At 54.8% G+C, this 13906-nt stretch carries 8 protein-coding genes; 4 read left to right on the forward strand and 4 right to left on the reverse strand.

Going from position 1 to position 13906, the window contains the following annotated elements:
- Positions 1-81 precede the first annotated feature (81 nt).
- From ACFQ88_RS33175 to ACFQ88_RS33190, 4 genes are all read right to left on the reverse strand, one after another.
- Positions 82-1368 carry a vWA domain-containing protein gene (locus tag ACFQ88_RS33175; protein ID WP_379461327.1) on the reverse strand — a complete coding sequence of 429 codons (1287 nt, stop codon included), beginning with the start codon at positions 1366-1368 and terminating at the stop codon, positions 82-84.
- 45 nt (positions 1369-1413) lie between these two features.
- On the reverse strand, positions 1414-3792 hold the full coding sequence (locus ACFQ88_RS33180) for a hypothetical protein (protein WP_379461329.1): 2379 nt from the start codon (positions 3790-3792) through the stop codon (positions 1414-1416).
- A 25-nt stretch (positions 3793-3817) separates the two neighbouring features.
- Complete coding sequence (locus tag ACFQ88_RS33185) at positions 3818-7207, reverse strand: tubulin-like doman-containing protein (RefSeq protein WP_379461331.1); 3390 nt, start codon at positions 7205-7207, stop codon at positions 3818-3820.
- A 69-nt stretch (positions 7208-7276) separates the two neighbouring features.
- Positions 7277-9043: a vWA domain-containing protein gene (locus ACFQ88_RS33190; RefSeq protein ID WP_379461333.1), complete on the reverse strand. Its 1767-nt coding sequence runs from the start codon at positions 9041-9043 to the stop codon at positions 7277-7279.
- Between the two features lie 252 nt (positions 9044-9295).
- On the opposite strand from ACFQ88_RS33190, the gene ACFQ88_RS33195 reads away from it, so the two are divergent.
- The 4 genes from ACFQ88_RS33195 (at position 9296) to ACFQ88_RS33210 (ending at position 13450) form a co-directional block, all read left to right on the forward strand.
- Complete coding sequence (locus ACFQ88_RS33195) at positions 9296-9445, forward strand: hypothetical protein (RefSeq protein WP_239629877.1); 150 nt, start codon at positions 9296-9298, stop codon at positions 9443-9445.
- Positions 9438-10376 (forward strand): hypothetical protein, encoded by a 939-nt coding sequence (locus ACFQ88_RS33200; RefSeq protein ID WP_379461335.1) that lies wholly within the window; start codon positions 9438-9440, stop codon positions 10374-10376. The genes ACFQ88_RS33195 and ACFQ88_RS33200 overlap by 8 nt, the downstream gene beginning before the upstream one ends.
- Before the next feature lie 15 nt (positions 10377-10391).
- On the forward strand, positions 10392-12230 hold the full coding sequence (locus tag ACFQ88_RS33205; RefSeq protein WP_379461337.1) for a hypothetical protein: 1839 nt from the start codon (positions 10392-10394) through the stop codon (positions 12228-12230).
- A gap of 173 nt (positions 12231-12403) precedes the next feature.
- The gene (locus ACFQ88_RS33210) at positions 12404-13450 is read left to right on the forward strand and encodes an HD domain-containing protein (RefSeq protein ID WP_379461339.1); all 1047 of its coding nucleotides are present in this window, start codon (positions 12404-12406) and stop codon (positions 13448-13450) included.
- Positions 13451-13906 lie beyond the last annotated feature (456 nt).

The raw sequence follows: 13906 nt of genomic DNA on the forward strand, positions 1-13906 counted from the left end.
CCATACATTCCGTTCATGGGGCTTGTCTAAACCTCCAGCGTCCGCATCCGATTCGGAACCGGAAGCTTCCGTAAAGCTTGCTTACCGGAATCGTTTGCCGACAGGGCCGTCGCCCCGGCTTCCGAATCGGCTCTTATTCGGTAAAGCGACATCCCTTCGGCTGCTGCGGAAGCCGCTATGGCCGCCTGAATCGCTCTGTACCGCAACGATCAGCGTAGAAAGCGAGAGCGCCAAGGCAAGCACCACATCGGCATAAGCCCGGTAAAGGGAAGGATAGAGCGCTCCATGCAGCCCGGTTTCCAGAATCAATCCGGCCAGCAAGCCGGAGATCGTCCCTCCGATGGTGAAGCTTTTGGCCAAAAAGCGGTTGTCGAAGACGATGCCGAGCGACAAGCCGATCAGCGTTCCGATGAGCATGATCAGAACGACTCGGAGCAAGCCGTATGCGCCTTCGGACGATAAAGCGTCGAAACGCTCGTTAACCAAATGACGGTGGTTCGTCTGCTCGTAAATTTGCTCGAACGCTCCGGCGATCCGGTCCGCCCGCCCCACATCCTGGAACATGCCTCCGGTCTCGTTGGCAATGCGTTGAAGCACGGCGTTGCCCTTCTCTTCCGTCGAGACGATCCCGACGGTATGTATGCGTATCTGCTTCTGAATATAAGGAGAAAGCACGCGGGAATAGTCTACGTCGCTGTAACCGTCCGAGATGAGAATAACCGCCACATTGCGGCCCGGATCTCCCTCTTTGTTCAAATAATCCATAACCGTGCTCAGCGCTTTGCCGATATCGGTCGTTCCTACAGGCGGCTCAATGGAGTCCAGCTTCGCCGTCAGCTGCTCCCTGCTCCCTGTTCCGGCCACCGGGGTTAGCGGAAACACCTGCTTCGACTGCTCATTGAACGTAAACAGCGCCGCGCGTTTCGTATTGTCCATCCTACGGATCAAGGCTTGCGCCGCCTGGATGCTTTGCTTGCCGGGATCGGTTTCCTTCATGCTCTCCGACATGTCGAGCAGCAGCACGTAGTCCTGCGGCGCCTTTTTCCCGAGCGAGAAGCCGTACACGAATTGAAACAGCGCTCCCGCAGCGAATAAGAGCACCAGGGTTGCGGGAACGAGAAGCTTCCAGCCGTCGCCTGCATAGCGAAGCCTCCAGCTCTGGCCATTCAGCTTGGGAGAAATCATCTCCGCCAGCAAACAGAATAAGCCGATCCATAACGCGAGCTGTCCGAAATATATTCCCATCAGCAGCGTCTCGTGCATGCTTCCTTCCCACCGGTTCAGGATGATTTCTCCTATGAAAAAGCCAAGCAAACCGCCGATTACGCTAAAAAGCGTCAGCAGTGCGTTCCATTTTCGCTGCTTCACCTTGTTCCCCTCTTTCTGCTTTCAAGCCGTACTGCTCAAGCCTTCCTACGCCTTCTCCGCCGCATCCGCCGAAACCAGGTCGATTCCGTGGAATTGGTATCCGTTCTGTACGTATGTGTCGTAATACAGCTTGCCGTTACGGTAATACATCAAATCCTCCAGACGGAATCCGCCCATCAAGTTCAGCTTTTCAATACCGCTCGCCTTTTTCTCATGAACGCAGCCCAGCTTGTAGGTCCGGCTGCCATGGTCGACGGCAAACGCGTACTGCACGAATTCGCTTTGAAAATCGCCGAATATATATTTTTCCTCATATCGGTGACGATGCGTAGAGCGGTAGACGTCCGCCCGGATGGCCGCTTCGTTCTCCAGCGTCGCGTACAAGTCGCGGAACAAATCCTCTTTGGACAGCACATTGCGGTTGTCGTAGCTGGCCACGACATTCGCTCTCTCCAGCAGCTCGCGCTCGAACGCTTGATCGAACAACGGATGAGGGAACACATCCTTGCTTACCGCCTCCATCAACCGGTGGAGCAGCTTGTCCTCGCCTTGACCGAGCAGTTGAGACACATGGCCGACACACCGTTCGTCCCAATAAAATTGCTCGCCGCGTCGTTCCTCGAGCTCAGCAGTGATCTTATTCACCACATACTCGTAATACTCGTTAATATTGCGCCCCAAATATTCATTGGCGTAGGAAATGCTGCTCCGGCTTGCGTCGCGCAGCTGCCGTTCCAGCTGATGAAGGCGTTCCGTCTGCACCTTCATCCGCGAGTGAAGCTCGTCGAGCTTGTAGACATACTGCTCCAACAGCCGCCGCTTCGTCTCCAAATACAGGAGATCCAGCTTGAGGCCGTAGATCTCATCGATCACGTGCTTGACGACCTGCTTCAACGGAATCTGATTCGTGAGCCGGTTCCATAACGATCCCCGCTCCACGGATTGCAGCTCGATTCGCTCCTCGTACTTCGACTCAAGCTCCGCTCTGCACTGCGCAAGATTCGCCGCCGTCTCCTTCAGCTGCGCACGCAGCTCGGAGGCCAAGCTATCCGGCCGCTCGACCGGCGATGTCCAAGCCTCGCCGCTCACGTAGCCGTACAGCGGGTTCGCGATAACCCGCTCCTCGAAGCGCCGCTCGAGTTCGCGGGCCGGCTCTTGCCCGGCGAGAGCCGCTTCGACGCGGCGGGCTACGTTCGTTTCGAAGAACGAACGTGCATTGGCTCCGTAGAACGCTTCCTCCGCTTCGCGCAGCGTCATCGATTTCCACTGCGCGGGAGATACGGTATGATACAGCAGCCCGTACATCCCATCCAGCGCCTTCGCCGGCTCCGCCATCAGCGAGCGGACGGTTTGATCCGATTGCCGGGCATCGAGCTCCAGCATGTCCAGAAGGTCGTTAAGCAAAACCGTGCCGCTGTTATGCTGCAGCTTGCGAGTGACCGAGCGGTACCAATGGTACAGCACGGTCAGCGCTATGGCTTGATTCGGCCGCTTTACCTTGGACATTCCGGCCGACACATACCCTCTGCCGTCACTTTCCGGCGGCGTTATATTCTGCTTGAACTGCTGATTGTTATATGTGCCGTGCTGCGGATCGAGCTCGTTAAGCACTTTGCGGTTTTTCAGCAGATTCAGGCTGCAGATCATCTCGCTTGCGCCGTGCATGCCGCTCTCGGCAAAAATGCCTCTTTCGTCTTTATCGCTCAGCAGATATACCATATCGAATAACGGCGCCGGACCGTGCTGGACCGGCAGACGAATGCCTTCGCCGGTTACCTGCAGCAGCTCGCTAAACTGGTAATTTCTGGTTTGATATACATCCACTTCTCGCAAAAAGCCGACCCCTAACGAAGAGGAGAAGGCATAAGTCTCTCCGACCTGCTTCTCCTCCATAAGCCCGTAAAGATCGATCATTACGGAGCGGAACTGCTCGCCGAAGACGGTCTTGAGCAGCACCGTCAGCTCCGGCAGCAGCACATTGCACGGGTCGTCCACTCTTGTGACCACCGCAATGTTCAACCGCTGCAGATTCGAGTACATGCGGCCGAATTCGGCAATACGGCTGTTCATCCGGCGCAGCGTGACATTGAGCTCAAGCAGCTTCTCCTCATCCCGGTAAAACTGCTTGTACATGTCGGTCCGCAAGCTCTTCTTATCTTCCACAGGCCGGGGCGCCGTCCAGGAATACACGCTGTCTCCGGCCTCGGCCGGCCTTGTCCCGACATGCAGATATACGACGCCGGCGCTGTTGTTCCACTTTTTCTTGTTTATCTCGTAAACCTGCTTGAGGGCCTCCTCGGTCCTATCGCCAAGAAACAGGAACACGAGCGGATGGTTAATGCTGCGCAGCTCGTCGTCAGCATGTCCGATGTGGTCCATCCGCGCGTCGTATTCATTTGCAAAGGCGAGCAATGCTTCCCTCATGCTTTCCTACCCCACTTTCTTGTTCTTAACGCAAGCTCCGTACCATATCGCTCACTTTGCCGGAAACCTGCTTATAGAACTGGTACATGTCCTCGCCGTTCTCCCACTCGATACGGTCGTAGTCTAGAGCCGATTTCGCTTCCGCATACGTCTCCGCCATTTGCTTGAGCGTATCGACGAGCACGCTGATATCGGCGGAAGCCGTCAGCTGCTGCACGCGTTTGGCGGCTTTGCGCTGGAGCAGGCTGCGTTTTTTCTCATCGAGGCTGCGGATTTTGCCGTACATCTCGTACTCAGGGAACTTGGTCGTCTGCATCAGGTTGACGAACGGCTCCCAAGGATCTTCCTCCGCATCGTGATCGTAGACGTACAGAGCGCCTTTTTTGGCAATCGTGCCCGTGTAGATCGCTTCGATGAACAGCTGCATCAGCTTCTCTTCGTCCTTATGGGAGCCGAGCAGCGTTTCCAGCTCCGCAATCTTCCTTACAATGGCGTCGTATTTGGCCGCCTCTTCCTTCACCCGCTTCAGCAGCTCGGGAGAGCGAATCAGGTTATCCTTCGCCATATCCTCGCTCACGCTGCCGAAGATGTCCTTGGTGCTCTCGACCGGAAGTCCTTGCTCCAGCAGTCCCTTCAGCTCGCTCACGCAGCGCTGCAGCTCACCCAGGTTCGGCTTTTGCAAGCCCAGCTGCAGGTTGTACGAATCAAGCACCCGCTGCAGATCGAACGGCTTCGTAAATACGCATTCGTAGCGGTTGATCGTACCGCTGTCGGCACCTTTGACCCGAATGACGCGATAGGCTGCCGCCTGCTCGAACAGCCCGCGGACTTCCGCATTATATCGTTTCACGCGCCGGTTATCGTACGTATCGCCCCATGATTTCTCCGGGATCGGCGACGGCAAATAGGTCCAGTTGATCTTATCCGTCTGCACGAGATGGCGTCCGATGCCTTCCGGCTCCAGAATCGTGTTTTCGTAGCTTGTTTCATATACTTTCAGCGGCGTATACAGGAACAGCGGAATGCCGTTTTGCGTGTTCAGCCAGAAAATCCGGTTTTTCACCTGGCTCTCCTTGATCGTAAACCGCGAGTTCGCGATGGCGTTATCCTGGAAATTGCGAATGCCCTTAAAGATGTTCGGCGCCTTGACCGGAACCGACACGAAGCCCCACGAAGGGAAGTTAAAGTGGCCGGAGCTGTTGCTCAAATGGAATACCGGCTTCGCCTCCTCATACAGGCGGCTCGCGATTTTCTGCTCCACCAGCTTCTCCATCGAATCGTCGTTGCCGTATTTGATGACCAGATAGTCTTCCATCGACTTCGTAATCAAATCGCCGAAATGATCGGTCAAAAACTCCGATATCGAGCTGATCACATCGACCTCCTGCTCCTTGATCCATTGGTTCGACTTGTTCAGCAGCTCGTTCGTAAAATCGCGGATCAGATCGTTCACGTTTTTCTCGTCCGTCACTTGACCGATCAGCTTCGCGATATCCGGTACGCTTACCACATTCCAGTAGTAGGTGCGATTCCCCTTATGATCCACCTCTTCCTGGCCGTTCGTCAGGATGTCCCCGTTTTTCTCGAATATTTTGTTCAGCTCGTTCAGCACTTCCGTGAACACCTGATAAATGCGGGAATTCTCCTGGTTGATCAAATGATACAGCTCTTCGTAAAATTCGATCATTTGCTCCATACGCTCGCGATCGGCGTGAAGCAAGTACTCCTGGATTTTGGCTTCGATGTACGCATCCTTCTTTTTGTCTTTGGATATGAATGCGCTTCGCGCCTCGGTCATCTTTTGCTCCGAGCTTTCTTCGGCCGATTCAATGTCGCGAGGGATGCGGTAGATGCTCTCCTTGAGCGCTTCGATATACGAAGAAATCAGCTTGAGCAGGCAAAAGCCCTTGTCCTGCAAAATAATCCGCGAAACATAGAACGGCCCCTGCTCGGGATTGCGGAAAATCTTAGTTACCTGCTCGGAGAACAGCTCCTTCTTCTCTCCCGGCAGCTGTCTGCGGCACTTGATGTATTCCTCGCGCGCCCGTGACAGGAACGTTTGCTCCAGCTCCGTATCAATGTTGACCGTCTGCTGCTTGACCACGTTGGCGTAGCTTAGGCGCTCGCTGTTTTGGTAGCCCGCCATCGGCTCCGGCACTCTCTGTCCAAATTCGCGATGAATGGAATCGGGATCGATCCCAAGCTTATGGGCCAGCTTCTCCACGTCCTCCTGGGACGGGCCCGCATCGAACATTTTCTCCATCCGCTGGAACACCTTGAACGCCAAATACGTCGTCATTTCCTCGATCGGCAGCACGGCCGACGAAGCGCCCAGGATATTGTATTGATAGTTGGCCGCATACGCCTTCGGCATCTGGTTGATGTTCGTGCGGATGTTGCTTATATAGTCGTGTATCGCGAATTCCTCGCCGGAGCTCTTATCCTCGCTCGCCATGAAGTTCGTAATATTCTCCGCCGTCACGTTCATGCAGTAATCGTAGGCATTCTCGAGCAGCTTGCCTTCCAGATTCGTGGCCGAAATCAGATGCGCCAGGTTGAACGGAGGCATAGGCGAGTTGACGTTCAAAATGCTCGCGTACTGCTGCTTGAACCGCTCGTTCCGCTCGTCCACGTTCATCCAATAGTCGAGCTCCTTGAGCGCCGCGTACCCGTTCTTCTTGATATATTCCCGGGAATGCTCGGTCAAGCTCTTGTTCGCGAGATTCACGTCCGGCGTAAACAAATAGCCGAGCAGGTTCACCTTGTCCACTCCTGCGGAGCCGTAATCGCGCTCGATGATGCCGCGAACGATGTAGGCGATGTCGAGGAAGCAGCCGCTGCCGGTACCGCCGGACAAGCCGGTCAGAAGGAACACCATCAGCTTCTTGTTCGTGCCGACGGACAGCGTCTTGATCTTCCGCTCGATCGTTTGCACGACCTGCACGATCTTCGTGAACAGCAGCAGGCGCCCGGCTTGCCTTACGCCCGATGCTCCGTTGATGCCGTCGGTGATCGTGAGCTCCGGCGACAGCCATTCCTTTATGTACTCCTCGAGCACGCTGCGGTTTTGCAGCACGCTGCCGATTTCCGCATTGGACAGCAGCACGAACTCGGTCAAAGGATCGAGTCCGATCCCTTTATACTTCTTGTTGCGGTCGTGCTCGTTCGTCTCCAGAGCGAGAAACTCAACGTTGTTCGGCTTCTCTTTCTTTTTCTTCGTAAAAGGATCCTCCGGCAGCTTGAACCGGCGGTTGATCTGATATTTCAGCCGGAGCAGCGCATCGATGCCCGTGCCGCCGAGTCCGATGATCAGCATCGGATTGTCGATCGTATCGACGCGGATTTTTTCGCTTATAATGCCGCCGCCCAGTGACACATCCAGCTGCTGTATATGTTCTCTGACTACTGCTTTCATGGGATAGCCTCCATTTACCGTTGCAGCCGTTGCACCGGGTTCGCCGATGCAGGCCGGCTGTCAACTGACTTATTTTATATACTCGATATGGATGGATTTGTTTACGTTTTGCAGCGTTACCTTGATTCGGTCGTTGCTCTTGAGCTCCTTGCCGTTCGCTGCGTCAAACACACGGCCGCCCTTCTCAATTACACAGCCCGACTCGTTGAGCAGCACGACCGTGTCACCCGCCCCCGGTTTGAATACGATCTGCTTCGTCTCCGCGAATTCCGGAGCCAGCTGAAGCAGCTGGTGAAGCTGAAACTTGCCTTTGAATGCGTTCAGCTTCTTATATTGCGGATGCGTACGTTCCCCCGTATCTTCATCCTTGATTTCAATGACCATTTGCCCTACAAAGCCTTTGTTCGCTTTGTTCCAGGAGGTCCACGCAAACCATGCGGCAGCCAGAAGCACCAGCACTCCTGCTATCGACCCGCCTGTCACAGCCCAATTGACCGGTGCGGCGGGCTCCGCTTCGTTGTTACCTTCTGTAGCAGGCTTCGCCCCCGTTTTTGCGGAAATGTTGGCAGGCGGCGATTCGCGGACAAAGCTGGCGTTCTCGAATCTTACCTTCAGCTCGTAATCGTGAGCTTCCGCGATCTTCATCGAGCCTTCGATGCCCTGCGCCGACGTAGTCAGCGGGATTTGCTCCGTCTTGCTCGTATCCAGGTCGGTCACGATCAGCGTCGACTTCGCGTTTTTGTACAGCTCGGCATCGGTCGCCTTCTGTCCGTTCGACTGCAAGTACGCCTTGACCGGAACGGTCGCGCCAGGCCCATAAGATATAGACGACGAAAGTTCCATCGACACCTGCAAATCGTAGTTATAAATTAAATTGATATCGATTTTTTCCTTGGCAACGCCTTTCACCTTCAGCTTCCAGTCGCCCTGCACCGGACTCAATATCTTGATCAGCGAGTAGGCGTTCGACGTGGAATAGACGATTTTGTCCGAAGGGATGGTCTGCTCCTGCCCTGCCGGATTCAACAGCTTCACCTCGACCGGCTTGTTGGACATGATCGAAATGTTCGCCTCTTGAACGCTCGAGTTCGGAATCGTTACGGTCACATCCTGAAAATCCCCGTTAGCCGTAATCCCGGTCAGCGGCACGACCTTCAGCTTCAGATGGCTCGCATATATTTCGCTCAAAATTTGCGGCAAATTGTCCGCCGTGCTCGTAATGAACAGCTTGCCGTTCGTCTCTTTGGAAATTCGTTCGAGCGTATCCTTATTCAGCTTCCCGTCCGCATTCAAGCCGATCGTATAAATCGGGATGCCCTTGTCCTTCGCCTTCTTCACGGCGTCGTTCAGCACCTTGTCCGATTGCTCCTGCGACTTCCCGGCATTCAAGGAGTTGTTGCCATCAGTTAACAGCACGATCAGCGGAACATGGCCTTTCTCCGTGCCGGATTCCAGCACTTTGACCGCCTCGCTCACACCGACCGCAACATCAGTGTACGGCCCTCTCGTCAACTGATCGATGAACGCTTTCAGATCCTTCTTGTCCTGCGGGCTGTTCATCTTGAGCAGCGCCTTTTCCCTCAGCACTTGATCGGTATAGGCGACGACCCCTATTTTGTCGCCTTGCACCGACGCCATATCTACGAACATTTTCATAGCCTCGTAGCTGACTTTATTAACGTCGCTTTCGTTCATAGATGTACTTACGTCGACCGATAGAACGGCGTCGATTTGTGCAGTGCTATTCGTATCGGCGGCCCAGGCCGCTTGCGAGAACGAAAGCAGCATAGCCAACAGCGCAAGCAGCAGGCGATAGGCTGATATGGTATTATTCATTGTGTCGATTCCTCCAGAGCTTTGCAATATTGTCGAATCCGATTGAAAAGATAGTACGTACATAGGTCTTAAAAGGTGTCACATCACCTGTGCTTGCGATTGGTTTCGCGTCGTTTCGCTGTCATTAGACAGGCAAAAGTGGTAAAAAGCGGGACCTTTGTTGTATATTATGTCTACTAACCATATTAACTTTTTGATATGCAAAATTCCACTAACAGAATCTTAATAGAATCTTAAGATTAGGAGAATCCGATGCCGACCATGATTGGAATTGCCTTTGCCGCCGTGTTTGTCGCCGTCCGCTGGATTAATTTTCATACCAGCCAAAAGCAGGCAGTGAAGCCGCAGGCGATCGACGCGGAGTTGATGAACGCGCTGAACCAGGGTGAGCGCCATGAGTAAAAAAATCGCCGTCCAGTTCCGTAAAAGCGCCAGAACCCGACATGCTTATGAACGTTTAAGACAATGCAAAAGTTGCGGCAATTATACCGCGCTGTGGACCGATCATTGCCTTCAATGCGGCGAGACGGGACAGCTGCGCACTCTGAACGAGATCGCGCAGTCGATTCACCGGCGAAATACGGTCCGCGATGCGATGATTGTCTTCTCTATCAGTCTTGCCGCCTTTTTCCTTGCGGAAACATTCGCGCAAATGGCGATAGCGATTGTGGCAGGCATTGCGTTCGTCGCAGGCTATATCTTCTTAAGCAGACGCTATGCCTTGGCGGTCGAAAGCCGCCTGCTGCATCAGATGCTGGTGACGGAAAACCGCGCGATACGCGACGGGCTTCTGCTCGATATCGAGGATGCGGCCGGCGACCTGAAAGCGGACGAGCACAAGGCGGCCTATGAGAAGCTGCGGGAGATCGGGTATTTGATTACGGGCAACCAGGTGAAGGTACTGAAGCTGATGTGCCTGAGCCATTTTATTCTGCGCAGCGATATGGATCTGGAGCTGTCCGCCCTGATACCTACAGGGTTCGAGCCGGATTTCGTCCGCTATTTGAACGAGGTGCTCAAAATCAGCCCGCAGCTGGTCAAGCGGGATACGCTGAATTACGTAGTGAAGCACCGCAGCTCGATCGAAGCTTCCGAAGGCGGCCGGGAGACGCTTATTTTGGCGGCGGGAGCGGCGCTGAGGGTGAAGAGCTATGTGGTGCAATATCAGCATCTCATTGCGGATTTCGTCGAGGAGCTTCCGCGGGAACGGCTGCTGCGCCTATGCAAGCTGCTGCAGGGCAGCCATGATGAGGCTCCGGAGCTGTACGACAAAGCAAGGGACACGGTGAAGCTGAAATATGACTTCGATCCCGAGTTTCAAGGTTTAGTGTAAGGAGGAGCGACGACGATGGCGAATTCCATGTACAGCCGTTCCAAGCATTACCGGAATGCGTCGGCACTGCTGCTTGCGGTCATGCTCGGACTGGCCGGATTTAAAGGCTACTACAGCTGGGAAAAAACCGACCTGTACGCAAAGGCGATGAAGGAGCTGGCCGACGGTCGGGAGCTGGAAGCCGAGAAGCTGTTCCACGACGCGCGGGGCAACAGCATGATTCAATATAAAGATCAGGAGATAGACGAAGCACTGGAGAAGCTCCAGCCGGTAACGGAGCTGAAGCGCGAGCTGCTCTCCATGGCGGGAGATTTGCAGAACGCTGCTGCCGTCAACGATGTTCCCTCGCTGGTTAAAGTCTATGAATCGTTTCAAACTATGAAAACGAGTATTGCCAAGCAGGATGAAGCGGCAAAAAAACGGCTCGCCGACGCGGAAGCAATCTACCATGTGGAGGAACAGCTGACGACGGCTTTTTCCAACGTCAAAGCCGCTCTGCTCGGCAATCTGGAAGCAGCCGCAGCGAAGAAAACAAACGTCACCGACAGCACGGTAGCTTATTTGCTGCAAATTCCGGCCGTTTATTTCAAGGATGAAAAGACCAAGAAGGCGGAGCTGAACGAGCGGCTGAAGGCATACGATCAAGCCCGGATGGATACGTTGTTTAAAAAGAAATCGTTCGCGGAAGTCGTTGACGAAGCAGCCGGCATTCGCAAGTTTTATACCGCAAGCGGCGTTCAGGCGGAATGGTTCGTGCCGATGGTTGAGACGTACGCCCAGAACACGCTGGCGGGTCTGCTGAAAAATAACGACATGAAGACGTTTATCGACCATGCCAAGAAATATCAAGGGGTCAAGGAGTTCGCAGACAGCCGTTCAAAGGTGAACACGTATATCCAGACGACGCTCAAGGGGCAATTCACCCGTGCCGAGCAGCTGACGGCGGCCAAAAAGTTCGAAGAGGCCATCGAGCTGTACGGGGTGCTGAACGCCTATCGGGATACTAGCAAGGAGGTTGCCGCGGTCGAGCAGCGCTGGCTGGAAGCCGACCCTCTGCAGCTGCTGCGCAAGGTGACCGACAGCAGCGTCAAGCTCGCCAACGTCCTCGGCGCCAAGGCGCTGTGGGGCTCGAAGCAGGCAGCCGTCGGGATCGCGGACGGCAAGTCGATCATTGTGGCCCGGCTGCTGCCGGACCAGAAGGTCGACAAGATCGAGGCAGGACTGGACGGTAGCTTGACCGTCAAGTCCATGCAGGTTTCCGAGCAGCTGAGCGTGCAGAATCAGCCGGTGCTGTTAATCGAAGCGGCCTCGAAGACGCGGAAAACCCGGTTCATCGTCTACGTCTACGATGCCAAATCCGCGGATCTGCGCAAAGCGCTGGATGTTGAGGCGGACAGCCTTACCCAGGATAAATCGCGCAGCGGCATGCTGGTCGCCGATAACCCGGCCGGAGAGCGTGCGGGAGAGAAAGCGTATTACGAATACCGCAACGGCCAGTACGTGACCGTAGATATCAAGCCGGAGGCTGAGGACATCGTGCTTACCGAGCTGCCGAAGCAGAAGACCGGAGCCGTCGTCCGCTTTCAGGCGAGCATTATGTCGGCGGAGGGCAACACTGCTATCGTGGCGCTGAACGACGACTTCGTGCTGCTGAGCGGCAGCTTCCGGTTCAAGACAGGTCCCGCCGTCATTACGGGTACTTTAGTCGAAAAGGGCAGGGCCAATACGAACAACGGCCAATCCTCCGTTACTTATAAAATTATCGTGACCGGGCTGGATCAAGGGCAAAGCGAATCGCCCCCTGCTTCTACTCCCCAGCCGGATAATTCGAAAAACCGCCGGACCCTTCCTTGATCCGGCGGTTGCCTCTTTCATGCGCTTAATGGTTAGCTTCGTTTACCATTCTGCGCATTATTTTTTTATATAGTTTACATTCCGACCGTTGCTCGATATAATGGGTTTCTTTCTGAAATGTGGTTTTAATTCCAATAGTTGGTGAATCATACTTCGGAAGCGGAGGAGCTTGTATGGATATTATTCCTGTTCAGCAAACGTTTGAAATTACGGAGGTGTGGGAGCCTTTATACCGAATGCGCCTCAAGGCGGCGCCTTTTGAACAAGAGCTGTTTCAAAGCGCTCCACTTCGCAGATTGAAGCATCTGCATCATTTCGGGGCAGGTGCTCTATTCAGTCCCGTAACGCATTCGCGCTACGAGCATACGGTCGGCGTCTGGGCGCTGGTGAAGCATTTCTTCCCGGAAGACAGGGAATTGCGGGCCGCGGCGATTGTGCACGATACCGGTCATCTACCGTTCTCCCACTCGATCGAGCAAGCGCTTGGCTTAAGTCACCACCATATGACGGAGGAAATGATCGGCTCATCTCCCCTCACCACCATATTGATTCGTCACGGACTGTCCCCCAACCGTATCATCGGACTGTTGAATGGAGACTCTCCATTGACCCATCGGTCCGATTTTCTCGGCATCGATCATTTGGACAGCTTTTTGCGGGACACGCATATGGCCGGCCGAGGAACGGCGCACCCGTACGAGCTCGTTCGCAGCCTTCGCTTTCACGGACATTTTGTGGATACCGACGAGAAAACCGCCGTGCACCTGCTGAATGCCATTGTGAACGACAACCTTATCTTTTTGCAGCCACAATTCTTGGCTATGGATGACCTGTTGTCCCGGGCGGTTAAGGCTTATTGCAGCGAGGTTGCCTCGGACTCAGTTATCACAAGCGGTGATAACGTATACTGCCGTGCATCGGCTTCGGCTGCGGCGAGAAATATTGCCCGCATGACAGACTACGAGCTGCTGTGTCTGCTGCAATCCTGCTCAGCCCCGGACATCCGCGAGCTGCTGCACGTGCTTCTTGCAGAGCCTCACCGGATCGTACTGTGTGAATCTCATGCGCCGGGAGCCCGTGAGGTGACGGTGCGAAAAGCATACTGTAAGCAGCCCATGGTGCAGGGTTTGCCGCTCCGTGACGTTAATCCGGCAGCCCGTGAAGCTTTGGATTGCGTCTCAGCCCTCGCCGGTATGTATTACTACCGGATCCGGGAGTAGACGGGCGCGGATCGGCCTGGCTCGACCGTGATCGGACATAGGATCCGTTATTTGTGTAAAAATGCTCCAATCGGATGCTTGATCGGACAAGAGGTCCGCTATTGGGCAACTTTGGGGCATTTTTTCAGCCATTTGAGCGGAATAACGGATCCAGTGTCCGATGAACGGTGTTTTTGGACCGTTTTCGAAGGAATAGCGGATCGTATGTCCGATCGGGGTTCGGGTTCGGGTTCGGGTTCGGGTTCGGGTTCGGGGTTCGGGGTTCGGGGTTCGGGGTTCGGGTTCGGGGTTCGGGGTTCGGGTTCGGGTTCGGGTTCGGGGTTCGGGGTTCCGGGTTCGGCGTTCCGGGTTCCGGGTTCGGGGTTCGGGGTTCGGGGTTCGGGGTTCCGGGTTCCGGGTTCGGGGTTCGGGGTTCGGGGTTCGGGGTATCGTATACACATATGAGGCTGCCGAGGT

This window comes from Paenibacillus sp. NPDC056579, assembly GCF_042793215.1.
Lineage (GTDB): Bacteria > Bacillota > Bacilli > Paenibacillales > NBRC-103111 > Paenibacillus_S.

Bases quoted from the DNA above. Each gene is read 5' to 3' on its own strand.
- ACFQ88_RS33180 (WP_379461329.1), bottom strand. From the start codon at position 3,792: ATGAGGGAAGCATTGCTCGCCTTTGCAAATGAATACGACGCGCGGATG.
- ACFQ88_RS33185 (WP_379461331.1), bottom strand. From the start codon at position 7,207: ATGAAAGCAGTAGTCAGAGAACATATACAGCAGCTGGATGTGTCACTG.
- ACFQ88_RS33190 (WP_379461333.1), bottom strand. From the start codon at position 9,043: ATGAATAATACCATATCAGCCTATCGCCTGCTGCTTGCGCTGTTGGCT.
- ACFQ88_RS33195 (WP_239629877.1), top strand. From the start codon at position 9,296: ATGCCGACCATGATTGGAATTGCCTTTGCCGCCGTGTTTGTCGCCGTC.
- ACFQ88_RS33200 (WP_379461335.1), top strand. From the start codon at position 9,438: ATGAGTAAAAAAATCGCCGTCCAGTTCCGTAAAAGCGCCAGAACCCGA.
- ACFQ88_RS33205 (WP_379461337.1), top strand. From the start codon at position 10,392: ATGGCGAATTCCATGTACAGCCGTTCCAAGCATTACCGGAATGCGTCG.
- ACFQ88_RS33210 (WP_379461339.1), top strand. From the start codon at position 12,404: ATGGATATTATTCCTGTTCAGCAAACGTTTGAAATTACGGAGGTGTGG.